20 protein-coding genes and 1 tRNA gene are annotated in these 24299 nt (G+C 70.5%); 8 read left to right on the top strand and 13 right to left on the bottom strand.

The window, feature by feature from the left end; genetic code table 11:
• Positions 1-132: 132 nt before the first annotated feature.
• Positions 133-204 (bottom strand) — tRNA-Gln (locus HD593_RS03845).
• 266 nt (positions 205-470) lie between these two features.
• Between HD593_RS03845 and HD593_RS03840 the strand changes: the two genes are divergently transcribed.
• The 4 genes from HD593_RS03840 (at position 471) to HD593_RS03825 (ending at position 5381) form a co-directional block, all read left to right on the top strand.
• The gene (locus HD593_RS03840; RefSeq protein WP_185100746.1) at positions 471-1409 is read left to right on the top strand and encodes an acyl-CoA desaturase; all 939 of its coding nucleotides are present in this window, start codon (positions 471-473) and stop codon (positions 1407-1409) included.
• Positions 1410-1452: 43 nt separating this feature from the next.
• Complete coding sequence (locus HD593_RS03835) at positions 1453-2367, top strand: TetR/AcrR family transcriptional regulator (RefSeq protein WP_379478773.1); 915 nt, start codon at positions 1453-1455, stop codon at positions 2365-2367.
• Between the two features lie 118 nt (positions 2368-2485).
• A complete protein-coding gene (locus HD593_RS03830) occupies positions 2486-4546 on the top strand; it encodes an RNA degradosome polyphosphate kinase (protein WP_185100745.1) in 2061 nt (686 codons plus the stop codon).
• A complete protein-coding gene (locus HD593_RS03825; RefSeq protein WP_246546243.1) occupies positions 4539-5381 on the top strand; it encodes an NUDIX hydrolase in 843 nt (280 codons plus the stop codon). Before HD593_RS03830 ends, HD593_RS03825 begins: the two co-directional genes overlap by 8 nt.
• A gap of 3 nt (positions 5382-5384) precedes the next feature.
• Here HD593_RS03825 and HD593_RS03820 read toward each other — a convergent pair whose 3' ends face one another.
• From HD593_RS03820 to HD593_RS03805, 4 genes are read right to left on the bottom strand one after another with little or no spacing between them, the layout of a single operon-like run.
• Positions 5385-6560, bottom strand: coding sequence for a cytochrome P450 (locus HD593_RS03820; RefSeq protein WP_185100744.1), 1176 nt, complete (start codon positions 6558-6560; stop codon positions 5385-5387).
• Positions 6557-8035 (bottom strand): CYTH and CHAD domain-containing protein, encoded by a 1479-nt coding sequence (locus tag HD593_RS64210; protein WP_185100743.1) that lies wholly within the window; start codon positions 8033-8035, stop codon positions 6557-6559. Before HD593_RS64210 ends, HD593_RS03820 begins: the two co-directional genes overlap by 4 nt.
• A gap of 52 nt (positions 8036-8087) precedes the next feature.
• Positions 8088-8438 carry a VOC family protein gene (locus HD593_RS03810; protein WP_185100742.1) on the bottom strand — a complete coding sequence of 117 codons (351 nt, stop codon included), beginning with the start codon at positions 8436-8438 and terminating at the stop codon, positions 8088-8090.
• Positions 8435-9205 (bottom strand): trans-aconitate 2-methyltransferase, encoded by a 771-nt coding sequence (locus HD593_RS03805; RefSeq protein ID WP_221524600.1) that lies wholly within the window; start codon positions 9203-9205, stop codon positions 8435-8437. Before HD593_RS03805 ends, HD593_RS03810 begins: the two co-directional genes overlap by 4 nt.
• A gap of 57 nt (positions 9206-9262) precedes the next feature.
• Here HD593_RS03805 and HD593_RS03800 point away from each other — a divergent pair, with 57 nt between their 5' ends.
• Positions 9263-9769 (top strand): MarR family winged helix-turn-helix transcriptional regulator, encoded by a 507-nt coding sequence (locus HD593_RS03800; protein WP_185100741.1) that lies wholly within the window; start codon positions 9263-9265, stop codon positions 9767-9769.
• Between the two features lie 178 nt (positions 9770-9947).
• Here HD593_RS03800 and HD593_RS03795 read toward each other — a convergent pair whose 3' ends face one another.
• The 3 genes from HD593_RS03795 to HD593_RS03785 all read right to left on the bottom strand — a co-directional run bounded on the left by HD593_RS03795 (position 9948) and on the right by HD593_RS03785 (position 13528).
• Positions 9948-11759, bottom strand: a complete 1812-nt coding sequence (locus tag HD593_RS03795) for an ABC-F family ATP-binding cassette domain-containing protein (RefSeq protein ID WP_185100740.1) — start codon at positions 11757-11759, stop codon at positions 9948-9950.
• 60 nt (positions 11760-11819) lie between these two features.
• The gene (locus HD593_RS03790; RefSeq protein WP_185100739.1) at positions 11820-12722 is read right to left on the bottom strand and encodes a 4-(cytidine 5'-diphospho)-2-C-methyl-D-erythritol kinase; all 903 of its coding nucleotides are present in this window, start codon (positions 12720-12722) and stop codon (positions 11820-11822) included.
• Between the two features lie 152 nt (positions 12723-12874).
• Entirely contained in the window at positions 12875-13528 is a 654-nt protein-coding gene (locus tag HD593_RS03785; protein ID WP_185100738.1) for a TetR/AcrR family transcriptional regulator, read from the bottom strand.
• Positions 13529-13629: 101 nt separating this feature from the next.
• On the opposite strand from HD593_RS03785, the gene HD593_RS03780 reads away from it, so the two are divergent.
• A complete protein-coding gene (locus HD593_RS03780; protein WP_185100737.1) occupies positions 13630-14361 on the top strand; it encodes an SDR family NAD(P)-dependent oxidoreductase in 732 nt (243 codons plus the stop codon).
• Positions 14362-14529: 168 nt separating this feature from the next.
• Here HD593_RS03780 and rsmA read toward each other — a convergent pair whose 3' ends face one another.
• Positions 14530-15390: a 16S rRNA (adenine(1518)-N(6)/adenine(1519)-N(6))-dimethyltransferase RsmA gene (rsmA, locus tag HD593_RS03775; protein WP_221524599.1), complete on the bottom strand. Its 861-nt coding sequence runs from the start codon at positions 15388-15390 to the stop codon at positions 14530-14532.
• A gap of 46 nt (positions 15391-15436) precedes the next feature.
• Here rsmA and HD593_RS61065 point away from each other — a divergent pair, with 46 nt between their 5' ends.
• Both HD593_RS61065 and HD593_RS03765 read left to right on the top strand, forming a co-directional pair.
• Positions 15437-17815, top strand: coding sequence for a serine/threonine-protein kinase (locus HD593_RS61065; RefSeq protein ID WP_379478771.1), 2379 nt, complete (start codon positions 15437-15439; stop codon positions 17813-17815).
• On the top strand, positions 17812-19035 hold the full coding sequence (locus HD593_RS03765) for an FG-GAP repeat protein (RefSeq protein ID WP_185100735.1): 1224 nt from the start codon (positions 17812-17814) through the stop codon (positions 19033-19035). Before HD593_RS61065 ends, HD593_RS03765 begins: the two co-directional genes overlap by 4 nt.
• A 199-nt stretch (positions 19036-19234) precedes the next feature.
• On the opposite strand, the gene HD593_RS03760 is transcribed toward HD593_RS03765, so the two are convergent.
• The 4 genes from HD593_RS03760 to HD593_RS03745 all read right to left on the bottom strand — a co-directional run bounded on the left by HD593_RS03760 (position 19235) and on the right by HD593_RS03745 (position 24271).
• Entirely contained in the window at positions 19235-20086 is an 852-nt protein-coding gene (locus HD593_RS03760; RefSeq protein ID WP_185100734.1) for a resuscitation-promoting factor, read from the bottom strand.
• Between the two features lie 150 nt (positions 20087-20236).
• On the bottom strand, positions 20237-21091 hold the full coding sequence (locus tag HD593_RS03755) for a TatD family hydrolase (RefSeq protein ID WP_185100733.1): 855 nt from the start codon (positions 21089-21091) through the stop codon (positions 20237-20239).
• Between the two features lie 75 nt (positions 21092-21166).
• Positions 21167-22951, bottom strand: coding sequence for a methionine--tRNA ligase (metG, locus tag HD593_RS03750; RefSeq protein WP_185100732.1), 1785 nt, complete (start codon positions 22949-22951; stop codon positions 21167-21169).
• Between the two features lie 99 nt (positions 22952-23050).
• Positions 23051-24271 carry a glycosyltransferase family 2 protein gene (locus tag HD593_RS03745; RefSeq protein ID WP_185100731.1) on the bottom strand — a complete coding sequence of 407 codons (1221 nt, stop codon included), beginning with the start codon at positions 24269-24271 and terminating at the stop codon, positions 23051-23053.
• Positions 24272-24299 lie beyond the last annotated feature (28 nt).

Here is a 24299-nt window from a genome sequence, read left to right as displayed (position 1 = left end):
GTGACTGGACGGATCGGGCTTCGGTACGTCAACTACTCAGGGCGTTCGGTACGTCAACCGCACCGCTACCCTCCCGACACCGTGAGGATACCTGGCCTCCCCCAGAACATTCTCTGGGGGAGGTCATCAAGGCTCCCGGAAGAGGACTCGAACCCCTACAAAGTGGACCAAAACCACTTGTCCTGCCGATTAGACGATCCGGGACAGATCGGACACGTGATGTCCGACACCCCCCTACGATACCGACCCCGCACCCGCACGCGCGCCCGATATTGGCCCTTGCGCATGTCCCGCCCGCGCGTGGGTAACAGACCGGCCGAAAAGACACAAGACACGAATCCCACTCACCTTGAGCCGGCACGCATCACCTTCTGGCCATTCCAGCCTTAGGTCTTCCTTACTTACGCTGGCGTAGGTTACGGTTGCGTAGCCCGGACATTCAATCTCATACATGCCCTTGGAGGTCGCCGATGACCGTTGTCGCCGAGCGCTCTGCACCTGCCCCCAAGCCCGATTTCGAAGCCGAACCGAAGTCGAAGTCCGAGCTGTTCACCTTCGGCCTGGTCGTCGGACTGCCCCTGGTCGCGATCGCGGCCGCCGTGCCGTTCGCGTGGGGATGGGGACTCGGCTGGACGGACATCGCCATCGCCTTCGTCTTCTACGTGGTCTCCGGCCTGGGCGTCACCGTCGGCCTGCACCGCTACTTCACGCACGGCTCCTTCAAGGCCAAGCGGCCGCTGAAGATCGCCATGGGCATCGCGGGCAGCCTGTCCCTGGAGATGTCCGTGCTGGACTGGGTCGCCACGCACCGCAAGCACCACAAGTTCTCCGACAAGGAGGGCGACCCGCACTCGCCGTGGCGCTTCGGCCCCGGGTTCAAGAACATGGCCAAGGGCCTGCTCTACGCCCACATGGGCTGGCTGTTCGAGAGCGAGCGCACCAACAGGGAGAAGTACGCTCCCGACCTGTGCAAGGACCAGGACGTGCTGAAGCTGCACAAGTGGTTCGGCCCGATCGCCCTCACCTCGATCCTGCTGCCGGGCGTGCTGGGCATGCTGTTCACCTGGTCCTGGCAGGGCGGCCTGACCGCGCTGTTCTGGGGCTCGCTGGTACGCATCGGCCTGCTGCACCACGTGACCTGGTCGATCAACTCGATCTGCCACGTCTTCGGCGAGGAGGACTTCCAGGTCCGCGACAAGTCCCGCAACGTGTGGTGGCTGGCCATCCCGTCCTTCGGCGAGTCGTGGCACAACCTGCACCACTCCGACCCGACCTGCGCCAGGCACGGCGCGCTCAAGGGCCAGATCGACCTGAGCGCCGGCCTGATCCGGATCTTCGAGAAGCTGGGATGGGTGTACGACGTGCGCTGGCCGACGCCTGAGCGGCTGGCGGCGAAGCGCATTGCCTAGCGCCAAACAGGCGGTGAGCGGTCATGCGGGCATGACCGTCATTATGGAAACCGTGACCGAACCCCGATCTCGCAGGCGCATGTCCGGTAGCGAGCGAAGAGAGCAGCTGATCCAGATCAGCCGCACCCTCTTCGCGGAGAAGGGGTTCGACGGGACCTCTATCGAAGAGATCGCAGCGACCGCACAGGTGTCGAAACCCGTGGTGTACGAGCATTTCGGCGGCAAGGAAGGCGTCTACGCGGTCGTCGTCGACCGCGAGATGCAGAAGCTGCTCGGCATGATCACCGAGGCCCTGGCCGCCTCCCATTCCCTCATCAAGCTGGAGCGGGCCGCGCTGGCCCTGCTCCGCTACATCGAGGAGAGCAGCGAGGGCTTCCGCATCCTCGTGCGCGATTCCCACGCCGCCTCCGGCACCGGCACGTTCGCGAGCCTGATCAGCGAGATCGCCAGTCAGGTCGAGGACGTGCTGGCCGACGAGTTCGCGGCCCGCGGCTACGACCCCAAGCTGGCCCCGATGTACGCCCAGATGCTGGTCGGCATGGTCGCCCTGACCGGCCAGTGGTGGCTCGACGTGCGCAAGCCGGGCCGCGAGGAGGTCGCCGCCCACCTGGTCAACCTGGCCTGGAACGGCCTGACCGGGCTCAACCCCAATCCGACGATCACCGCCACCAGCCGGGCCGTGACGAACGCCGCCAAGCCGCCGCAGCCGCGCCAGACCAGCGAGAAGGAGCTGCGCGAGCTGGAGAAGGCCCGCGAGAAGGAGCTCAAGGAGGCGGAGAAGGTCCGCCAGCGGGAGCTCAAGGAGGCCGAGAAGGCCCGCGTACGCGAGCTGAAGGAGCGCGAGCGGCTACTGAAGGAGGCCGAGAAGGCCCGCGAGCGGGAGGAGAAGATCCGCCAGCGGGAGGCCAGGCTCGCCGAGCGCGCCGCCCGTCTCGAACAGGTAGATCATCCCGAGTGACTCTTGAACGGGATGGGCGCGGAGAGTGACGATTGGGTTGAGCTGGGCTGACCATCACAGGTGAGCCGTTGCGGCTACGTTAACGTTCTGTTCAACCAAACGGGGCAATATACGCCATATGTCCGCGGAACCGTTCGAGCCTGCCAATGACCTGCCCCTGCCACAGGAGCGCTTTCTCAACCGCGAGGAGAGCTGGCTCCAGTTCAACCTGCGCGTGCTCGAACTGGCCGAGGATCCCTCGCTGCCACTGCTCGAACGGGTGCGCTTCCTGGCCATCTTCGCCAGCAACCTGGACGAGTTCTTCCGGGTGCGGGTCGCCGGGCTCAAGCGGCGCATGGCCACGGGCCTGCTGCTGCGCACCAAGAGCGGGCTCAAGCCGCGCGAGGAGCTGGTGCGGATCGCCACGATCGCGGACGATCTGGCCAGGCGGCACGCGGCGGCCTTCCACCGGCAGATCTGCCCGCAGCTAGCGACCGAGGGCATCGAGATCGTCCGGTGGGACGATCTGGGCCGCGAGGAGCGCACGGAGCTGCGCAAGCTGTTCAGGGAGCGGATCAGGCCCGTCCTGACGCCGCTCGCCGTGGACCCCGCCCACCCGTTTCCGTATATTTCCGGGCTCAGCCTGAACCTGGCGGTCCTGGTGCGGAATCCGGCGACCGATCACACCGTGTTCGCCCGGGTCAAGGTTCCTTCGCAGCTGCCCAGGTTCGTCCAGGCGTCGAAGGACCGGTTCGTACCGCTCGAAGACGTCATCGCCGCCCATCTCGGGCAGCTCTTCAAGGGCATGGAGATCCTCCAGCACCACGTCTTCCGCGTGACCAGGAACGAGGATCTCGACGTGGACGAGGACGTCACGGAGAACCTCATGCAGGCCCTGGAGAAGGAGCTGCTCAAGCGGCGCTTCGGCCCTCCCGTACGGCTGGAGGTCGAGGACACCATCACGCCCGAGGTGCTGGCGCCGCTCGTGGAGGAGCTGGAGCTGGCCCCGCACGAGATCTACCGGCTGCCCGGACCGCTCGACCTGACCGGCCTGCACGCCATCGCCGACCTCGACAGGGGCGAGCTGAGCTACCGGCCGTTCGTGCCCGCCGAGGTGATCAACGCCGAGGACGACATCTTCTCGACGCTGCGCGAGCGCGACGTGCTGCTGCACCACCCGTACGACTCGTTCGCCACCAGCGTGCAGCGCTTCATCGAGGTGGCCGCCAACGACCCGCGCGTGCTGGCGATCAAGCAGACCCTCTACCGGACCAGCGGCGACTCCCCCATCGTGGACGCCCTCATCGACGCGGCGGAGGCGGGCAAGCAGGTCGTCGTGGTCGTGGAGATCAAGGCCCGCTTCGACGAGCACGCCAACATCTCCTGGGCCCGCAAGCTGGAGCGGGCCGGCTGCCACGTCGTCTACGGCGTGGTCGGGCTGAAGACCCACTGCAAGCTCGCCCTCGTCGTCCGCCAGGAGGCCTCCGGCGAGCTGCGCCGCTACTGCCACATCGGCACCGGCAACTACAACCCCAAGACCGCCCGCCAGTACGAGGACTTCGGCCTGCTCACGGCCGACCCGCTGGTCGGCGAGGACGTGACGGACCTGTTCATCCACCTGACCGGCTACTCCCACCACTCCGCCTACCGGCGGCTGCTGGTCGCGCCGCACTCGATGCGCAGCGGGCTGGTGGCCAGGATCGAGCGGGAGATCGCCCACCAGCAGGCCGGGCGGCCCGCCCGGATCAGGATCAAGACGAACTCCCTGGTGGACGAGCCGATCATCGACGCGCTCTACCGGGCGTCCAGGGCGGGCGTCCCGGTGGACCTCTGCGTGCGCGGCATCTGCATCCTGCGTCCGGGCATTCCCGACCTGTCGGAGAACATCCGCGTGCGTTCGGTGCTGGGCCGCTTCCTCGAACACTCCAGGGTGTACGAGTTCGGCCTGGGCAGGCGGCCAGAGGTGTGGATCGGCAGCGCCGACCTGATGCGCAGGAATCTGGACAGGCGCGTCGAAGCCCTGGTCAAGGTGACCTCCCAGCAGCACAAGGCCTACCTCATCGACCTGATGGACCAGGCCATGGCCGACACCACCACCACGTGGTGGCTGAACTCCGACGGCACCTGGGTCCGCCATCTCGGCGAGGACATGCAGAGCCGTCTCATCGGTACGCGTCGATGGAGGACCGTTGATGACTGACCTGCTCCGCGCCGCCGGAGCCGTGGTCTGGAGGGGCGACGAGAGCAGCCCCGAGGTGGCCGTCATCCACCGCCCGAACTACGACGACTGGACCCTCCCCAAGGGCAAGATGAAGTCCGGGGAGCACGTGATCGCCGCCGGCCTCCGCGAGGTCCGCGAGGAGACCGGCCTGACCGTGCTGCTCGGCCGCGCGCTGCCGCCCGTCCACTACATGAGCGCCGGCCGGCTCAAGCGGGTCGACTACTGGGTGGCGCGGGCCGTCGCCGACGACGGCTTCGAGCCGGGCGAGGAGGTGGACGAGCTGCGCTGGCTGCCCGTGGCGGAGGCCAGGCGGCTGCTGACGTACGAGTGGGACGCCGGGCTGCTGCGGGCCCTGGGCGCCGCGCCGCTGGCCACGGTGCCCCTCCTCCTCGTCCGGCACGGCTCGGCCGGCTCCAGGAGCGAGTGGCAGGGCGACGACGCCGCGCGGCCCCTCGACACCTACGGGCTCTCCCAGGCGGCGAACCTGGCCACCGCGCTGCCCGCCTACCGGCCCGAGCTGCTGCTGAGCTCCCCCAGCACCCGCTGCGTGCAGACGCTGGAGCCGTACGCGGGCGGGACGGGGGCGGAGATCAGGACCGAGCCGCTGCTCAGCGAGGAGAGCCAGGACCCGGAGAAGACCCCCGCCCTGGTCGGGAGCCTTTCCGCACCCGCGGCCGTGTGCAGCCACGGCAAGGTGCTGCCCGGCCTGATCGAGGCCCTCAGCGGCAAGGACGTGCACCTGCGCAAGGGCTCGTTCGGGGTGCTGCACAGGGCCGGCGGGCGGGTCGTCAGCGTCGAGCGTTACCCGACCTGAACCTCACCACGTGACGGGCAGCTCGGCGTACCCGTCGGCGATCCTCCCCTCCGTGCGGGGCAGCTCCCGCTCCGGCACGGCCAGCCGCAGCGTGGGCAGGCGCTGGAACAGGCGGCTGAAGACCGCCTCCAGCTCGACCCTGGCCAGGCTGGCGCCGATGCAGAAGCGCGGGCCGTACCCGAAGCTCAGGTGCGGGTCGGTCAGCGGGCGGCGCAGGTCGAACGCGTCCGGATCCGGATAGATCCGCTCGTCCCGGTTGGCCGCCCCCGGTGTGATCACGACGGCCTCTCCCCTGCGGATCGTCAGGCCGCCGATCTCGATGTCCTCGTGCGCGTACCTGGCCAGGCCGTGCAGGCTGGGCGAGGCCAGGCGCAGGATCTCCTCGACCGCCCCCTGCGCCAGCCCCGGATCGGCCCTGAGCAGGCCGAGCTGGCCAGGGTTGGCGAGCAGGAGCAGCACGCCGAAGTCGATGCGGTTGACGGTCGTCTCGTGCCCGGCGAACAGCAACGATCCGGCCAGCTCGGCGATCGTCCCGTCGTCGTCCAGCTCCTTCGCCAGGTCCGACAGGACGTCCTCGGCCGGCTCGTGCCGCTTGCGCTCGATCAGGCCCGCCGTGTACGCGCTCATCTCGTCCATGGCGGCCTGCGCCCGCTCCCGGTCGCGCATGTCGCCCATCCGGTACGACAGGCCGCTGAAGTACTCCCTGTCCTCGAACGGGACGCCCAGGAGCTGGCAGATCACCAGCACGGGAAGCGGGAAGGACAGCTCGGCGTGCAGATCCGCCGGCGGCGTGAGCTTGGCGAGGTGCTCCAGCCGCTCGTCCACCAGCGTGCCGACGTGCCCGCTGAGCCGCTTCATGCGGCGAGCGGAGAAGGCCGGCATGAACAACCTGCGCATGCGGTCGTGCTCGGCCTTCTCCGTGGCCACGTCGCCGCGGGGCCCGCCGAGCAGCGGCGAGCCCGACAGGCGTGGCGCGTTGTCCGGGTCCGGGTGTGAGCGTCCCAGCCGGCCGTCGTTGAACAGGGCGCGGGCGTCCTCGTACCCGCTGACCAGCCAGACCTCGTCGCCCGCCGGAGTGCGTACCTTCGCGATGCCCTTCTCCGCCCGCAGTTCCCGGTACGCCTCGGGCACCTCGAGCAGACTGCTGCGTTCGAAGGGGATGGTAGGAAGGCTCCTCATAGAACCTTACTAACCGCTTTGACGGTCTCCTTCCAGACTCGGGGGAACTCGGCGTGTGCCCGCTCGGCCGCGTTGCGCTCGATCCCGATCAGCAGCCCGTACGTGAAGGTGTCCTCGCCCGCCTGCCGGGCGGTCTCGGCCTCCTTGGCCAGCGTCTCCTGCGCGACCACGCCGTCCTGGTAGGTGCCCAGCACCTCCTGGACGTTCTCGGCGTGCTTGGCGAGCCTGCCCAGGTCGGCGCCCAGGCTCGGCTGGAGCGCCTCGGCGGTGTAGCGGGCCCGCTTGGCCGCCTTGCGCACGTCGTGCATGGCGATCTCGCGGCGCTCCTCGTCCTCGATGGCCTGGGCCTCGTCGTACCGCTTGGTGACCCGGTTCCAGTTGGCGGCGGCGACGCTGCGCAGTTCCGTCTGCGCGGGCTTGGCGGCCGCCTTGCCCAGGGCCGGAGCGGCGACGAGCCGGTCGAGCGCGTCCAGCAGCACGTAGTAGCGGTCGCCGCTGAGCGCCTCCTTGATCCGCTCGTACGCCTCTTCCTCGCGTTTGCGCAGGTCCGAGCCGAGCCGGGCCTGGATGGGGCCCGTGACCAGCTCCGGCGCCAGCCCGGCGAGCGCCTTGCCGAACCTGGCCCTGATCACCTCCAGGTCGCGGGCCTCGCCGAGCACGGTGCCGAGCCAGCGCAGCTCCTCCTGCACCTCGCCGGTCTCCGTCACGACGGTCTTGAACGCCTTGAGCGCGCTGCGCAGCCTCCTGGCGGCCACGCGCATCTGGTGGACGGCGTCCTCCTCGGCCCTGCGCACGCGCGGGTCCTGGGAGAGCAGGGCCTTGACCTGGCCTTCCAGATAGCCGACGACGACCTCACCGGCGCTGCCCGGTTTCGTGGGGGCCGTGGGGAGGGGAGCGGGTTCGAGGAGTTTCGCGAGCTTGCTGGTGGACTCGGACGCGCTCGCGCCGGCCTTCCTGAGCCGCTTGCCGACCTTGGCCAGCAGTTGCCTGGTGCCGCCTTCGAGCAGCTCGGCCTCGACCTCGCGCCAGCGTACGATCTTGGGCTCGTCGCCGTACACGGTGCCCTTGACGCGGTCGTCGGCGATCTCGACCAGCCCGGTCTCGCCGTCCTTGAGGATCGTGACGCTTCTGCGGGTCTCCAGCTCGGCGACCACCTTCAGCTCGGCGCCCCGGGCGTAGGCGCGCACCAGTTCGGCCAGCTCCGGGGGGACGATCTTGGTACTGCGAGTGAGTGGATGGGTGATCTCCTGGCGTACGCCCTTGGCCTTGGGCAGCTTCAGATGCCAGCCGGCATCGGCACCGCCCCGTCTTCGCCTCAGCGTGACACCGCGCGCCGCCAGCCGCAGGTCGGGGGTGTCGAAGTAGAGAGCCACCAGCTGGTAGCTCTTCGGGCCGGCGACGTCTGCGAGACCGCCGAGGTCGGGGATCTCGTACTCCGGAGGGACGTCGAACTTGTCCTCGATCTCGATGCCCACTACACCTCACAAGTGTCCGATTTCGGACCATGATGCCACCGGAAGGTGAACATCACACGGGTTGCAGGAGTTCGATTCTGTTGCCTACCGGGTCAGAGACGTAGATGCGCCGGTATCCAGGGAAGAGCGTGTCTTCCTGCGCGCCGGGGATCTTCTTCGCGTACGCGTCGAGATCGTCCACCAGGAAGGCGGGATGGGCCTTGCGCGCGGGCCTGAACTCCTCCTCGACGCCGAGGTGGACCTCCATCCCTTCACCCCTGAACCAGACCCCGCCGCGCCTGGCCAGCTCGGCGGGCTTGGGCACCTCGCGCAGGCCCAGCACGCCCGCGTAGAACGCGCGTAACGCCGGCTCGCTGCCCGCCGGCGCGGCGAGCTGCACGTGGTGCAGCCCCTTGATCGTCATTTCTGCGCCACCACGAAGATCCTCCTGAACGGGAACGGGGTGCCGTAGCTCCTGGCGGGGTAGGCCTCGGCCAGCGGCTTGGCGAGGTCGTGCTTGAAGCGCCGCTGCTCGTCGGGGTCGAGGCGGTCGAAGACGGGGCGCAGGGCGGTGCCGGAGACCCACTCGAGCACCGGGTTCTCGCCGTGCAGGACGTGCACGTACGTCGTCTCCCACGCGTCCACCTGGGAACCGCCCTGGTTGAGCAGGTCGACGTACTCCAGCGGCTCCGCGACGGGCATGCCCCTGGACAGGTCGCCGAGCCTGTCGGACCAGGTGCGGGAGGAGCACAGCTCGCGGATCGCGACGTGGCTGGGGGCGTCGAAGTTCCCCGGCACCTGGAAGGCCAGCCAGCCGCCGGGGGCCAGCTCCTCGACCCAGTGCTCCAGCACGTCGCGGTGGGCGGGCACCCACTGCAGCACGGCGTTGGAGACGATCACGTCCATGGGGCGGTCGGGGCGCCATGTGGCGACGTCGGCCACCGCGAACCTGACCGGCGACTCCAGCTTGCGGGCCTTGGTGATCATCGCCGGCGAGGAGTCGTAGCCCTCCACGGTCGCGTTGGGCCAGCGGCTGGTCAGCTCCACGGTGAGCTCGCCGCTGCCGCAGCCGGCGTCCACGACGTAGTCGGGCTCGACGGCTCCGACGCGGGAGATCAGCTCGATGAACGGCCGTGACCGCTCGTCGGCGTAGACCGCGTACGTGACAGGGTCCCAAATATCTCTTGACATAGAGATAATTGATATCGAGAGAGATATCTCGATGTCAAGACAGTACACTCTTGTGTCATGACGGAGGATGCTAGGGACGAGGTCGATCGCCTCGTCGCGGCTTGGCGAGCGGAGCGCCCCGACCTTGATGTCGAGCCGCTCCAGGTGCTCTCTAGAGTGTCACGACTCGCCAAGCATCTCGACCGTGCGCGGCGGGCGGCGTTCGCCGAACACGATCTGGAGCCGTGGGAGTTCGACGTGCTCACCGCCCTGCGGCGGGCCGGCAAACCCTACGAGCTCAGCCCCGGAGCCCTGCTGCGGGCCACGCTGGTGACCTCCGGCACGATGACCAACCGCATCGACCGGCTCGCCCAGGCGGGGCTGGTGCGGCGGCGGCCCGATCCCGAGGATCGGCGTGGCGTGCTGGTCTCGCTGACCGATACGGGGCTGGGGCGGGTGGACGCCGCCTTCGACGACCTGCTGCGGCGGGAGCGGGAGTTGTTGTCGGGGCTGGGGGCGGCGGAACAGCGTGCTCTCGCGTCGCTGCTCCGCACCCTCCTCACGCCCTTCGACTCCCCGCTCTGACCCCGGCCCGCCTCCCGGGCACCCCTTCGCGAGCAGCCGCACGGCCTTCCGCACCCCTTCGCGAGCAGCCGCACGGCCTTCCGCACCCACGTGAACAGCCGCGCGGTCCCCTCGGCGCGGGCTCGAGCCCTCGTGCCGGCCCTCGGCTACCCTCCGCCGGCTCCGGCGCGGGGTGGCGTCAGTCGCCGAGGCGGTCGGCCACCTCCAGCCATTCGGCCTCGACCGTGTCCTTCTGGGCGGTGATCTCGCGGAGCTGGGCGTCCAGCGAGCCGAGCTTGGCGTAGTCGCTGGCCGCGTCGGCCATGGCCGCGTGCAGGCGCGACTCCTGCTCGCCGAGCTTGTCGAGCTGGCGCTCCAGGCGGTTGAGCTCCTTGCGCAGCTCGCGTTCCTCCTTGGCGGACAGCCCGCCGCCCTGCTCGGGCACCGCACCCGAGGGCGCGGCCGGCACGTCCGCGGCGGGGGCGCCGGCGCCGAGCCGGGCGGTCACCGCCGTGCCCGCGGCGCGGCGTTCGAGGTACTCGTCCACCCCGCCGGGCAGCAGCGACAGCTTGCCGTCGCCCAGCAGCGCCACGCACCGGTCGGTGACCCGCTCCAGGAAGTAGCGGTCGTGGCTCACCAGGACCAGCGTGCCCGGCCAGCCGTCGAGCAGGTCCTCCAGCTCGTTGAGCGTCTCGATGTCGAGGTCGTTGGTGGGCTCGTCGAGCAGCAGGACGTTGGGGTCGTCCATGAGCAGCCTGAGCAGCTGCAGCCGCCGCCGCTCGCCGCCCGACAGGTCGCCGATCACCTTCCACTGCGCGTCGCCGCGGAAGCCCAGCCGTTCGAGGAGCTGGGAGGCGGTCCACTCCCGCTTGCCGAGCTGCAGGTACTTGCGTACCTCCTCCACCGACTCCAGCACGCGCCGGTCGGGGTCGAGCTCGGCGAGCTCCTGGGACAGGTGCGCCAGGCGCACCGTCTTGCCCCTGACCACGCGGCCGGAGTCGGGCTTGACCGTGTCGGCGAGCAGCCGCAGCACCGACGACTTGCCCGACCCGTTCACCCCGATCAGCCCGATCCGGTCGCCCGGGCCGAACTGCCACGTCAGGTGGTCGAGCACCAGCGGGCCCGTGCCGGGGCCGCCCGCGTGGAGGGTGACGTCCTCGAGGTCGTAGACGGTCCTGCCGAGGCGGGCGGCGGCGAAGCGCATCAGCTCGACGGTCTCGCGCGGCGGGGGCTCGTTCGCGATCAGGGCCTGGGCGGCCTCGATCCGGAACTTCGGCTTGGACGTGCGCGCGGGCGGGCCGCGCCGCAGCCAGGCGATCTCCTTGCGCATGAGGTTCTGGCGGCGCTCCTCGGCGGCCTGCGCGATGCGCGCGCGCTCGGCCTTGGCCAGCACGTACGCCGCGTAGCCGCCCTCGTAGCGCTCGACCCGCCCGTCCACGACCTCCCAGGTGCGGGTGGAGACGGCGTCGAGGAACCACCGGTCGTGGGTCACCACCACCAGCGCGCTCTTGGCACCCGACAGGTGCCCGGCCAGCCACGCGATGGCCTCGATGTCGAGGTGGTTGGTGGGCTCGTCGAGCATGATCAGGTCGTGGTCGTCGATCAGCAGCTTCGCCAGCGCCGTGCGCCGGCGCTCGCCGCCCGACAGGGCGCCGGCCTTGGAGCCGAGGTCGAGGTCGCCGATCAGGTTCGCGAGGATCTCGCGTACGCGCTGGTCGCCCGCCCACTCGTGCTCGGCCAGGCCGCCGAGGACGAGCTCGCTCACGGTGGCGGCGGGGTCAAGGGTGTCCTGCTGCGACAGGAAGCCGACGCGCAGGCCGCGGTTGTGCGTGACGCGGCCGCTGTCGGGGTGCACGGTGCCCGCCAGCACGGACAGCAACGTCGTCTTGCCGCCGCCGTTGCGCCCGACGACGCCGATGCGCTCGCCGGCCTCCACCCCGAGCGAGACGTCGCTGAGGAGCGGTTTGGGGCCGTAAGCGTGGGAAACGGACTCAAGGTTGACCAGATTCATGGCCTTCCCAGGGTATCGGCTTCCCGCGGGCCTCCCTGCCGTCGCTTCGGGCCGCTCCGGTCAGATCAGGACGGCGCCCTGGACGGGGCCGTGGGCGGCCACCGCGGTGTGGGCCGCGCCCGTCGCGGTCAGGCTCTGGGCCAGGTCGCGGGCGTGGGTGGCGTCGATGGCCAGGAAGGCGCAGGTGGGGCCGGAGCCGGAGACGATCGCGCCGAGCGCTCCGTGCTGGCGGCCCGCGTCGAGGGTCGGCGCCAGCTCGGGGCGGAGGTTGAGCGCTGCCGCCTGGAGGTCGTTGCTGAGGTTCGAGCCGAGGGCGTACGCGTCGCCGGTGCCGAGGGCCTCCATCAGCGAGTCGTTGAGCTGGGGCCACGGCACCTGGGCGCCCGTGGCGGCCCTGAGCCGGTCGCATTCCGCGTACACGCTGGCCGTCGAGAGCCCGCCGTTGGCCAGTGCGAACACCCAGTGGAACGTGCCTCCCGTGGGCAGTTCGCTGAGCTGCTCGCCGCGGCCGGTGCCGACCGCCGTGCCGCCGATCAGCGAGAACGGGACGTCGCTGCCCAGATCACCGGCGATCTCCATCAGGTCCTCGATCGGCAGCCCCAGGCCCCACAGCTCGTTGCAGGCCACCAGCGCGCCCGCGGCGTCGGCGCTGCCGCCCGCCATGCCGCCGGCCACGGGGATGTCCTTCTGGATGACGAGGTCGGCGCCGTAGGTGCGGCCCGCGTGCTTGGCCAGGGCGCGGGCGGCCCGGATGGCGAGGTTGGTGTCGTCGACGGGCACCTGGTCGGACCACTTGCCGTCGACCTGGACGGTGATCGACTCGGACTCCTTGGCCACCACCTCATCGAAGATCGATACCGCGTGGAAGACGTTGACCAGGTCGTGGTAGCCATCTTCCCTGAGCGGGCCGACAGAAAGCTGCACGTTGACCTTCGCGGGCACACGTACGGTCACCGAACTCATCGATCTTCTGCCACTCTCATCGCTTGCCGGGGTCAAGGACACTCGATGTTATCCGGGCACGCTGGCCTGACATGCGATTCTTGAAATATGAACCGCAGGACACGACGGCTCGCCGACACGGAGAGTCAAGTTGGTGGGCATTTGCCGGGCCGCTAACGGGAGGCGGCCTCGCCCGACCTCGGCTGTGCTGCCTCGCCCGGCGCGAGCTGTGTGGCCTCGTCCGGGATCGGGTGGGCGGCCTCGGCGCGCAGGCCGTCGAGGAAGAAGGCCAGGCAGCGGCGCCAGGCGGCCGGAGCGGTGTCCATCGATTCGCGGATGACCTGGGACATCGCCCAGATCACGGTGATCAGGTCCTGCGGCCCGAAGTCGGCGCGGAGCCGGCCGGCGGCCTTGGCGCGCTCGATGATCCGCTGGGCGTCCACGAAGCCCTGGTGACACGCCTGGCTCACGTCACTGGCCAGGGAGAAGCCCTGGGCCAGGGCCTCGTTCAGGCCGTGGTCCTCGGCCTGCAGCGCGAACAGCCCTTCCAGGAAGCCGGCGAACCCCGCCCATGGGTCGGGGTCGGCCAGCGCCGTCGCGGTGATCTGCTCCAGGGCCGCCAGCCGCTGGGGCATGATCGCGCCGAAGAGGGCCTCACGGGTCGGGAAGTGGTTGTAGAGGGTGCCGATGCTGACGCCGGCGCGGCGGGCGACGTGCTCCAAGGGCACGTCGAGCCCGCGCTCGGCGAAGAGCTGAGTGGCGGCGACCAGCAGTTTGTCGCGATTGCGCGCGGCATCCGACCGCAGCGGCTTGGTTCCGGCTGCCATCCGTCCATCATACGAAATCGAGGGAGCCCTCAAGTTTTGTGGTACATTCAGGCTCTCGAAGTTGAGGGAGCCCTCGACTTAGTTGAAGGGAAGGCACCGTCATGCCCGCAGCAGCACGCAAGACCGTCGTCGTCATCGGAGCCGGGCCGGGGCTCGGCATGTCCATCGCCCACCGGTTCGGCCGCGAGGGGTACGCCGTGGCGCTCGTGTCCCGCAGCGACGCCCGCCATGCCGGTTATGTGGCGTCGCTGGCCGAGGCCGGGGTGGAGGCGGCGGCGTTCGTCGCCGACGTACGGGACCGCGGCCAGGCGGCGGCCGCGCTGGACGCGATCGGCGAGCGGTTCGGCGCGATCGACGTTCTCTACTACGGGCCCGGAGCCACCACCCTGGACGCCGCGCCCGCCCCCATCACGTCCATCACCTCAGGCGACGTGCAGGAGGCGATGGGGCTGGTGTATCCGGCGGTCGACCTGGTCGGCAGGGTGCTGCCGGGCATGGTCGAGAGGGGTGAGGGCGGGCTGCTGTTCGCCGGCGGGCTCAGCGCCGTCGTGCCGATGCCCGCGCTCGGCGGGCTGGCGGTCTCGTCCGCGGCGCTGCGCAACTACTCACTGACGCTCAACACGGCGCTGGCCGGGCAGGGGGTCTACGCCGGGAGCCTGATCATCGGTGGGCTGGTCGAGCGGGGGGACATCCACACGCACGTGGTCTCCCAGCCCGAGCGGTTCGGGGACGTGGGCATCAGGACCCTCGACCCGGACCTGATCGCCGGCACCGCCTGGGACCTCTACACCAAGCGGGACCGGCCCGAGGCGACCATCAGCGCCTTCGAGTGACGCGCGAAGCTCCCGCCCCCACATGGCTCGCATGCCTCCGAGCGTGGCGAGGCTCCGGGCTGGCGTGCTCCTCCCGGCTGCGTGCCTCCAAGCTCTTGGGCGGCGAGGCGCTTGGGCGGCAGGGCGTTCGCGCGCAGCGGGCTCCCGGCGCCGCGGTGGCCCTGAGGGTCAGGGTCTGAGCTCGGCGATGCGGGCGAAGGCCGTGACGTCGAGTTGCTCGCCTCTCGCCGACGGGTCCACCCCGGCCGCACGCAGCGTACGCTCGGCGTCGGCGGCCGTGCCGGCCCAGGAGGCGAGCGCCGCTCTCAGGGTCTTGCGGCGCTGCGCGAAGGCCGCGTCCACCACCTCGAACACCTCCTCCCGCGACGCCGACGTGGCCGGCGGGTCGCGGCGGACCAGGGAGACGAGGCCGGAGTCGACGTTGGGAACGGGCCAGAAGACGCTACGGCCCACGGGCCCGGCCCGGCGTACGTCGGCGTACCAGGCGGCCTTGACCGACGGCACCCCGTACACCTTCGAGCCGGGACCGGCGGCCAGCCGGTCGGCCACCTCCGACTGCACCATCACCAGGCCCTTGCGCAGCGACGGCAGCACCTCCAGGACGTGCAGCACCACCGGGACGGCCACGTTGTACGGCAGGTTCGCCACCAGGGCCGTGGGGGTGTGACCCGAGAGGTCGTCGAGCGTGATCTTCATGGCGTCGGCGTTGACGACCGTGAGGCTGTCGGCGGCCTCGCGCTCGGCCACCGTGATCGGGAGCTGCCCGGCCAGCACCGGGTCGATCTCGACGGCGACCACGTGCGCGGCCGCCGGCAGGAGCGCGAGCGTGAGCGAGCCGAGGCCCGGACCCACCTCGATGACCACGTCATCAGGCGAGAGGTCGGCCACGCGGACGATGCGACGGACGGTCCCTGCGTCGATCACGAAGTTCTGGCCCAGTTTTTTTGTCGGACGTAGATCTAGCTTGTTCGCCAAAATACGTATTTCTGCAGGGCCCAACAGCCTCATCATCCAACCAGTCTCCCGCATCGAAGAACGTGCGATGGCGGATGGGGAGACCAAAGGAGAGGATGGCGTGGAACAGGAAGGGACGTCGCTCATGGAACCAACGGGCGCCGCGCCGCTACGGCCGACCGACCTGCGCGCGATCGGGCCGTACCGGTTACTGGGCCGGTTGGGCGAGGGCGGCATGGGAACCGTGTTCCTCGCGCGGGCGCCGACGGGGCGGTTCGTCGCGCTCAAGGTGGTCAAGGCCGAGTTCGCCAATCAGGAGGGGTTCGCGGCGAGGTTCCACGTGGAGGTGGACAACGCCCGGCGGGTGGCGTCGTTCTGTACGGCCCAGGTCCTGGACAACGGCAACACCGGTGACGGCCGGCCGTACATGGTGACCGAGTACATCGCCGGCACTCCCCTGTCGGATCAGATAACGAAGTACGGCGCGCTGGAGCCGGGGCCGCTGCACGGCGTCGCGCTCGGCGTCGCGGCCGCGCTGGCGGCCATCCACGTGGCCGAGTTGGTGCACCGGGATCTCAAGCCGGCGAACGTGATCCTCTCGCTGTCCGGGCCCCGGGTGATCGATTTCGGGATCGCCAGGGCGCTCGACCGGGAGACGGGGTTCACGCTCTCCGGGGAGCTGCTGGGCAGTCCAGGCTGGTGGGCGCCCGAGCAGGTGCGCGGCGAGCCGGTCAGCCCGGCGGTCGACATCTTCGCCTGGGGTTGCCTGGTGGCCTACGCCGGGAACGGACGGCATCCGTTCGGGCGCGGCGACCCCATCACCATGGCCTCCCGGGTGCTCAACACGCCGCCCGACCTGGGGGCGTTGCCCGCGCCTCTGAACGAGCTCGTGCGGCGGGCCACGTCCATGGACCCGGCGCTGCGGCCCACGGCGCAGGAGCTGCTGATCTCGCTGGTGGGAGGGAACGCGCCGATGCCCGCGGCGGCCGATCCGCCGACGCTGGTGGCGACCGAGATGCTCAGCGACTGGCAGCCGCCACAGAACGTGGTGAACGAGCCGGACATCACGGCCACCTTCACGACACCTCCGCCCAGCGACGCGACCGGGCAGCGGGGCACGGCCCCCGGAGCCCCCACGGCCCCCGGAGCCCATGCTGGAGCCTCCTCGGTTCCCGGCGCCGATCCCCAGGCCGCCAGCCCAGCGACCGGTCCTGCAGCGCCGTTCACCGCGCCGGGTTCCGCCGGCGTGCCAGGTTCCGCCGGCGTGCCAGGTTCCGCGAGCGTGCCGGGGTCCGCGAGCGTGCCGGGGTCCGCGAACGTGCCGGGTTCCGCCGGCGTGCGCGGGCCCGGCGAGGCGGCGGGCGCGCCGGCGCCGTCCCTGGAAGAGCGGGCGCGGCGGGAGGAGGAGGCGGCACGGGAGGAGCTGGCGCGCTGGCAGGTGCCAGGGCAGGCGGAGGCTCCCCGGCGGCGCCTCGGGCTGTTCCGCTCGGGCAAGTCGTCGCGGCAGAAGCCGGAGCAGGTGCCCGGGCAGCCGCAAGATGGGCCCGCCCAGTCATTGCAGGGCCCGGGACCAGAGCGGCCGGGCACGGGGCAGGGAGCTGAGCAGTCGGGTGCTGGACAGCCAGGCGCTGGGCAGCGACCTGGGCGCCAGGGCACCGGACCGGGACTCGAGCGTCAGGCCGGCGGGCCAGGGCTCGCGTCGGCGGGCAGCGGGCCAGGGACGGCGGGAAGTGGGCCGGGGTTCGCGGCGGCGGGCAGTGGGGCGCAGGTCCCACACCCGGACGCAGCCGTCCCACACCTGGATGCAGCCGTCTCACGGCGGGACGCAGCCGTCCCGCGACCGGATGCGGCGGTCCCGCGGCCCGAGGCGGCCCTGGGGCACGTGCGGCAGGGAGCCGGCTTAGGGGCGGACACGCACCCTGGCACGCTGGCCTCCCCCGCCGAGCGGGCCGGCGAGGACGACACCATCGGCGGCACGCGCACGCCCGGCACCCGGTGGCTCATCGCCGCCGCGGCCGCGGTGCTGGCCATCGTGGTGACGGGCGCCGTACTGATCGTCACCTCGGCGCGCGACACGACCACCACCGTGACCTCGGGCACCCCGACCCAGGCCGCGGGCAGCCCCAGCCCGAACGACGTGGGCCGCAGGTTCGCGCTGGGCGCGAACTTCGACGACCCCGTCGCGATCGTGACCGGGGCGCCGGAGTGCGGGGTGAAGGAGTTCGAGGGGATCACGTCCGTCAAGGGCCAGCTCTGCGTGATCCGCTGGACGATGCTCAACCCGGGCGGCGAGCGCCGGGTGCTGGTCCAGCCCGTGGTGACCATGATCGACGACCGGGGCGGCGAGCACGACCCGGCGCCCGTCACGTTGCCGCCGGCCATCCTGCCGGGTGCGCGGGTGGACAGCGCGTTCGTGTTCGACCTGGCCATGTATCGCAAGCCGATGAGGATGACGGCGACCCTGCTGGAGAACGGCAAGCTGATCGAGGTGGCGCTGTGACGATCAGAGCGACCCTCGCAGCGCTCGCGCTCGTGGCCGGGACAACCGTGACCCCCGGGACAGCGGCGGCTCATGCGTCCGGCGTGAGCGCGGCGGCGGCCTGCGCCGGGGCTTCCGACTTCGATGGTGACGGTGCGGACGACGTGGCGGTGGGTGATCCGTTCGCGGACGATCAGAAGGGCGCGGTGCACGTGCTGTCCGGCGGCAAGGTGGTGCCGGTCGGTGTTCCCGGGCTGGCCAGGGGTGATGGCTTCGGGTGGTCCGTGCGGATGGCGCAGGTCAACGGTGACGACTGCGCCGACCTGGTGATCGGTGCACCGTACGCGGACGTGGACGGCACCGAGGACGCCGGCGTCGTGTACGTCGTCTACGGCGGCGGCGCGGCGGCCCCCGAGCGTCTGACGCCGCCGCGACCCCAGCGGTTCGCGCACTTCGGCTGGTCGATGGCCGCGCGTGGCGACCTGGTGGCGATCGGCGCGCCGTACGAGGACGAGGCCCAGCTGCTCGACGTGGGCGCCGTCTACGTGCGCAAGGGTGCGGGTGAGCTGCGCAGGGTGAGCCAGGAGAGCGTGGACGTGCGGGGCAACAGCGAGGTGGGCGACCAGTTCGGCTGGGCGATGGCGTTCGGGCCGGAGAACGGGCTGGTCGTCGGGGTGCCGTACGAGAACGACGACGGCGCGGGCCGGCAGATCGAGGCCGGCAAGATCGACTCGGGCTCGGTGGTGTTCATCGACGACGTGCTGGCGCCGCAGATCAGCTCGTTCAAGCTGGACTCGCCGACGAACGCCTCGGGCGACCGGTTCGGGTACTCCGTCGCGTACGCCGAGGGCTCCGGCTACGCGGTCGGCTCGCCCGGGCCCGGGTACGTGCAGTTCCTCGATCTCGCGCGGAAACCCACCAGGAGGGTGACGCAGGGGGGCAAGCAGGCGTTCGGGTTCTCGATGGCCGTCTCGGCGGACGGGCGGCTGGCGATCGGCGCGCCCTACGGTGGTGGTGTCCGGATCGTCTCGTGGAAGGACGCCGCCGAGGAGCGGGAGCTGGCGACCGCTGACGGGCTGTTCGGCTGGTCGGTGGCGTTCAGCGGGAACAAGCTGTATGTGGGGCAGCCGGACGCCGCGCCTTACGGGAAGGTCGCGGTGGCGGCCCGCAACGACGAGGCGGCACCCCAGCTGCTCCAGCCCTCGAAGGGTGCCGACTTCGGCGTCTCACTCGCCGGTTGACGAACGCCGGGCACCCGCCGGCGAACTGCGAGGCGCGCCGGGCGCGAACTGACAAGCGGGCCACCCGCGAACTGCCGGGCGCGCTACCGGCGAGCTGCTGCGCGTGCCACCGGTGAGCGCCGGGCGTGCCATCAGCGGGCCGAGCGGGTGGGCGGGGCAGGGCGCAGGAGTGCGGGCGCAGAGGCGCAGGGGTGCGGGGTCAGTAGGCGGTCATGGTGAACAGGCGGTCGCCGCAGTGCGGCCACTGGCCCTGCCACCGGCCGCCCACCTGCTGGTACAGGACCTGAGCCCGGTACGTCTGCTCCTCCTCCGGCCACGTGCTCGGCGTGTCCATCCCGCCCACCGACTCCCACATCGGCAGGCTGAACTGGTACAGCCCGTAGTACGGCCCGTCCGGGTTGTACGCCTCCGGATCGCCACGTGACTCGCACTCCGCCAGCGCCTCCCAGTCGAGCTGGGCGACCTCCGGCTGGATCTGTACGGTCCTCGGCGGGGTGACCGTGATGACCGTGCCGTCCTTGGGGAAGCTGCCCAGCGGCGGGTTCACCAGGTACCCGCGGCGCAGTGCGATGCGCTTCTGCTTGAGCACCTCGCGCACCGTCCTGGCTGTCGTGCGCGAGCTCACCCGCGTGGTGCCGGCCACCACGTACACCCGCCTCCGCGTGTACACGGTCAGCTCCATCCCCTCCAGCGGCACCTTGTCGCCGGGCGGGGCGGAGAGCTTGCTGGCGGCGGGGGCGATGTCCAGCTCGGCCAGGGCGTCGCCCACGTTCGTGGCGGTGACCAGGTGGGTGCTGGTGCGGCCGTCGAGGGTCAGGGTGAGGGGACGGGCGCGGCGCACCTCGATCGTGGCGCCGTCGTCCACCGGCGCCTGCGTGGACGGCCGTACGACGTCCCCGTACCCCACGGACACCTCGGCGTCGGCGAGCACCTCTTGGACCGTTCCACCGAACGCGCGGACGTGCCTGCGCTCGCCATCGACGACCACGATGACCTCTTTGACCAGGAACGACACCATGACGAGCGCGCCGACGGCCACCGCCCCCGCCACGCAGACCACCGGCGTCCACGGGGAACGCCATGGAACAGGCGGTCGGGGCGCACGCCTCTTTCCTCGCACGAGCCACCTCCGGTGTGGTGCCAGACGGCCCGAACTTTACGCTTGTCCGGTGCTTGTATCGAGGAGTTCGCCAAAAGTTGGTCACCACTCGCCGAAAACAGTGACTCCGTTGACGCTGATCGCCCCGCACAACTCGTCCGGGTGGACGTTCTTGACCTCGGCCAGGCATCGCAGGGTGAGGGGGATGAGGTAGGGCGCGTTGGGCTTGCCGCGGTGCGGGACCGGGGGCAGGTAGGGGGCGTCGGTCTCGACCAGCATGAGCTCGGCGGGCGCGACCTCGGCCGCCTCGCGGAGGTAGCCGGCGTTCTTGTACGTCACAGGCCCGGAGAACGACATGAAATATCCGGCTTCGACGCACTTCTTCGCCATTTCGGCGTCCCCGGAGAAGCTGTGGAAGACCACCTTGTCCGGGGCCCCCTCGGCGGCCAGCACCTTCAGCACGTCGTCGTGCGCCTCGCGGTCGTGGATGACCAGCGCCTTGCCGGTGCGCTTGGCGATCTCGATGTGCGCCCGGAAGCTGGCGTGCTGGTCGTCCTTGCTCGCCCAGTCGCGGTAGTAGTCGAGCCCCGTCTCCCCCACCGCGCGCACCTCGGGCCGCCCGGCCAGCGCCTCGATCTCGGCCAGCACCTCCGGGGTGGCCTCGTGCGCCTCGTTCGGGTGGATGGCCACCCCGGCGTACACGCCCTCCTGCGCGGCGGCCACCTCGGCGTTCCAGCGGGACGAGGCCAGGTCGTAGCCGATCGTGACCAGCCTCGTCACGCCCACGGCCCGGGCGTCGTCGAGGATGCTCCGTACGCTCGCCGAGGCGGCCTGCGCGGCCTGCGCCACCGGGTCGCCCGACGACGCCTGCCTGTTGCCGACCATGATGTCGAGGTGGCAGTGACTGTCGAACACGGGCGAGGAGAGCGGCTCTGGCGCGGCGGGAAGCTTGGTCACGCCATCAAAGCCTAGCCGCCGCGCCGGGCCCCGCCGTCACTCACCCGAGCCGCCCCGCCGCACCGAGCCTCTCCGTCACTCACCCAGCCGGGCCAGCTCCTCGTCGATGACCTTCGGGTCGAGCTTCTTGAACAGCGGCACGGGCGGCGCCAGCGGCGTGCCCGGCCTGATCGGCCGGTGCTCCCACCGCGCGGCGCTGTCCGCGTAGTCGCCCGTGATCACCGGGTACGGGGTGCCGCCGTCCTCGTCGACCTCGCGGATCTCCGGCATGCCCGACCACACGCCCTCGCCGCCCAGCATGGTGAAGACCTTGTTGGACGAGCCGGGCAGGAACGGCGTGAGCATCGTCTTGGCGTCGTCCACGACCTGCAGCGCGACGTGCAGGATGGACTTCTGCCGCTCGGGGTCGTCCTTGAGCTTCCAGGGCTCCTGGTCGGCGAGGTACTTGTTGGCCTCGCGCACCACGTCGAACGCCTCCGTGATGGCGTTCTTGAAGCGCGAACGGCCCAGCTCCGCCCCCACGGGCCCGAACGCGTTGCGCGAGCGCTCCAGCAGCGCCCTGTCGGCGTCGGTGAGGTCGCCGGGCTCGGGCACGGCCCCGAAGTTCTTCGCCGCCATCGAGATGGACCGGTTGACCAGGTTGCCCCAGGCCGCGACCAGCTCGCCGTTGTTGCGGTTGACGAACTCCTGCCAGGTGAAGTCGGTGTCCTGGTTCTCGGGGCCGGCCACGGCGATGTAGTAGCGCAGGGCGTCGGCGTCGTAGCGGGCCAGGAAGTCGCGCACGTAGATGACGACCTGCCGGGAGGAGGAGAACTTCCTGCCCTCCATCGTCAGGAACTCGCTGGAGACCACCTCGGACGGCACGTCGAGCGCGCCCAGCGAGCCGGGCGAGCCGTCGCGCGCGCCGATGCCGCTGTAGCCGAACAGCATCGCAGGCCAGATCTCGGCGTGGAAGACGATGTTGTCCTTGCCCATGAAGTAGTAGCCGCGGGCGTCGGGGTTCTGCCACCACTGGCGCCACGCGTCGGGGTCGCCCGAGCGCCTGGCCCACTCGATGGAGGCGGACAGGTAGCCGATGACGGCGTCGAACCACACGTACAGCCGCTTGTTGGGCTGCTCGCGCCAGCCGTCGAGCGGGATCGGCACGCCCCAGTCGAGGTCGCGGCTGATCGCCCTGGGCTGGAGGTCGCCGAGCAGGTTGAGGGCGAACTTCAGCACGTTGGGGCGCCACTCGCCCTGCTTGGACTGCAGGTAGGAGCCGAGCACCTCGGCGAAGGCGGGCAGGTCGAGCATGAAGTGCTCGGTCTCGACGAACTTCGGCGTCTCGCCGTTGATGCGGCTCTTGGGGTTGACGAGCTGGATCGGGTCGAGCTGGTTGCCGCAGTTGTCGCACTGGTCGCCGCGCGCGCCGTCGTAGCCGCAGATGGGGCAGGTGCCCTCGATGTAGCGGTCGGGGAGCGTACGGCCGGTGGAGGGCGAGATGGCGCCCATCGTGGTCTTGGGGAAGATGTAGCCGTTGTTGTAGAGACCCTTGAAGATCTCCTGCGTGACGGCGTAGTGGTTCTTCGTCGTGGTCCGGGTGAACAGGTCGTAGGACAGGCCGAGGCCGGTCAGGTCTTCGGCGATGACGCGGTTGTAGCGGTCGGCCAGCTCCTTGGCGCTGACGCCCTCCTTGTCGGCCTGGACCTGGATGGGGGTGCCGTGCTCGTCCGTGCCTGAGACCATCAGCACGTTGTTGCCCGCCATCCGCTGGTAACGGCTGAAGACGTCGGACGGCACGCCGAACCCGGATACGTGCCCGATATGGCGTGGCCCGTTCGCATACGGCCATGCCACGGCAGTCAGAATGTGCTGGGTCATGGTGCTCAGCCTACGGGTCTTCGAGATTGTTTTGTTACGCGGTGCCGTGGCCGCCGGGTACGGCGGGGTGGCTGACCACGGCGGCCCGTAAAGGAATCCCTAACGCTTCGTCTCTTCGAGAGTGATCGCGGCGGCGGCCTCCTCGGCCGCGGCGGCGGCGTTGTCGATGGAGGTCTCGCGGGTGCGGCGGATGCCGAGGATGCTGATGAACAGCGCCGCGAAGATCGTCTGGAAGCTCATGATGAGCGCCGTGGCCGCGGGCACCACGATGCGCAGGGACTCGCGCGGGTCCAGCTCGCCGAAGTCGCGCACCTGCCAGTGCACCAGCGACATCACCAGGCCGACGAGGCCGGCCACGGCCAGCAGCCCGCCGACGACGAGCCCCTTCTCCAGGCTCACGATGTCGATCAGCCGCCGGATCCGCGGCGACTCGGGCAGGAAGCCCTCCTCCGCCGCGTACACCTTCGTGAACACCGCGAACAGCGCCGCCTGGAAGCCGATCACCACCAGGGCAGCCGATCCGACCAGGGTGTCGACGTCGAAGGCCAGCTCGCCGATCTCCACCGGCCCGAACACCAGCGCCGTGCCCGCGACGAGCCCGACGATCATCATCAGCACGCCGGGGTAGAAGAACAGCCACTTCGGGCTGTAGAGGAGCAGGAAGCGCAGGTGACGCCAGCCGTCGCGCCAGGAGCGCAGGTGCGGCGGGCGGGAGCGGCCGTCGGGCGAGAGCGTGGTCGGGACCTCGCGCACGTCGAGGCCGGCCAGGGTGGAGCGGACCACCATCTCGGAGGCGAACTCCATGCCGCCCGTCTGGAGCTGCAGGCGCAGGATCGAGTCGCGCCGGAAGCCGCGCAGCCCGCAGTGGAAGTCCTTGATCGCCGAGGGGAAGAACAGCCGCCCGATGAACGACAGCACCGGGTTGCCCAGGTAGCGGTGGAGCGGCGGCATGGCGCCAGGGGAGATGCCACCCCTGAAGCGGTTGCCCATGACCAGGTCGGCGCCGTCGCGCAACTGCTCGACGAACGGCAACAGCGCGGTGAAATCGTAGGAATCGTCGGCGTCGCCCATGATGACGTACTTGCCGCGCGCCGCCCTGATTCCGCCCATGAGGGCGTTTCCGTACCCCTTCTCGTCCACATGGACCACGCGGGCCCCGGCGTCTCGGGCGAGCTGCTGTGAGCCGTCCGTGCTGCCGTTGTCGGCGATCAGCACTTCGCCCTCGATGCCGTGCTCCTCCATGCACGCCAATGCCTTGCGTACACAGACTTCCACGGTCTCCGCCTCGTTGAGGCAGGGCATGACCACCGTCAGTTCCACGTGTCTACCCTTCAGTTAAGGCTCTTCC

Source organism: Nonomuraea rubra (genome assembly GCF_014207985.1).
Lineage (GTDB): Bacteria > Actinomycetota > Actinomycetes > Streptosporangiales > Streptosporangiaceae > Nonomuraea > Nonomuraea rubra.
Note: the sequence above shows the minus strand (reverse complement) of the source record. Positions and strands in the feature narration are given on the sequence as shown.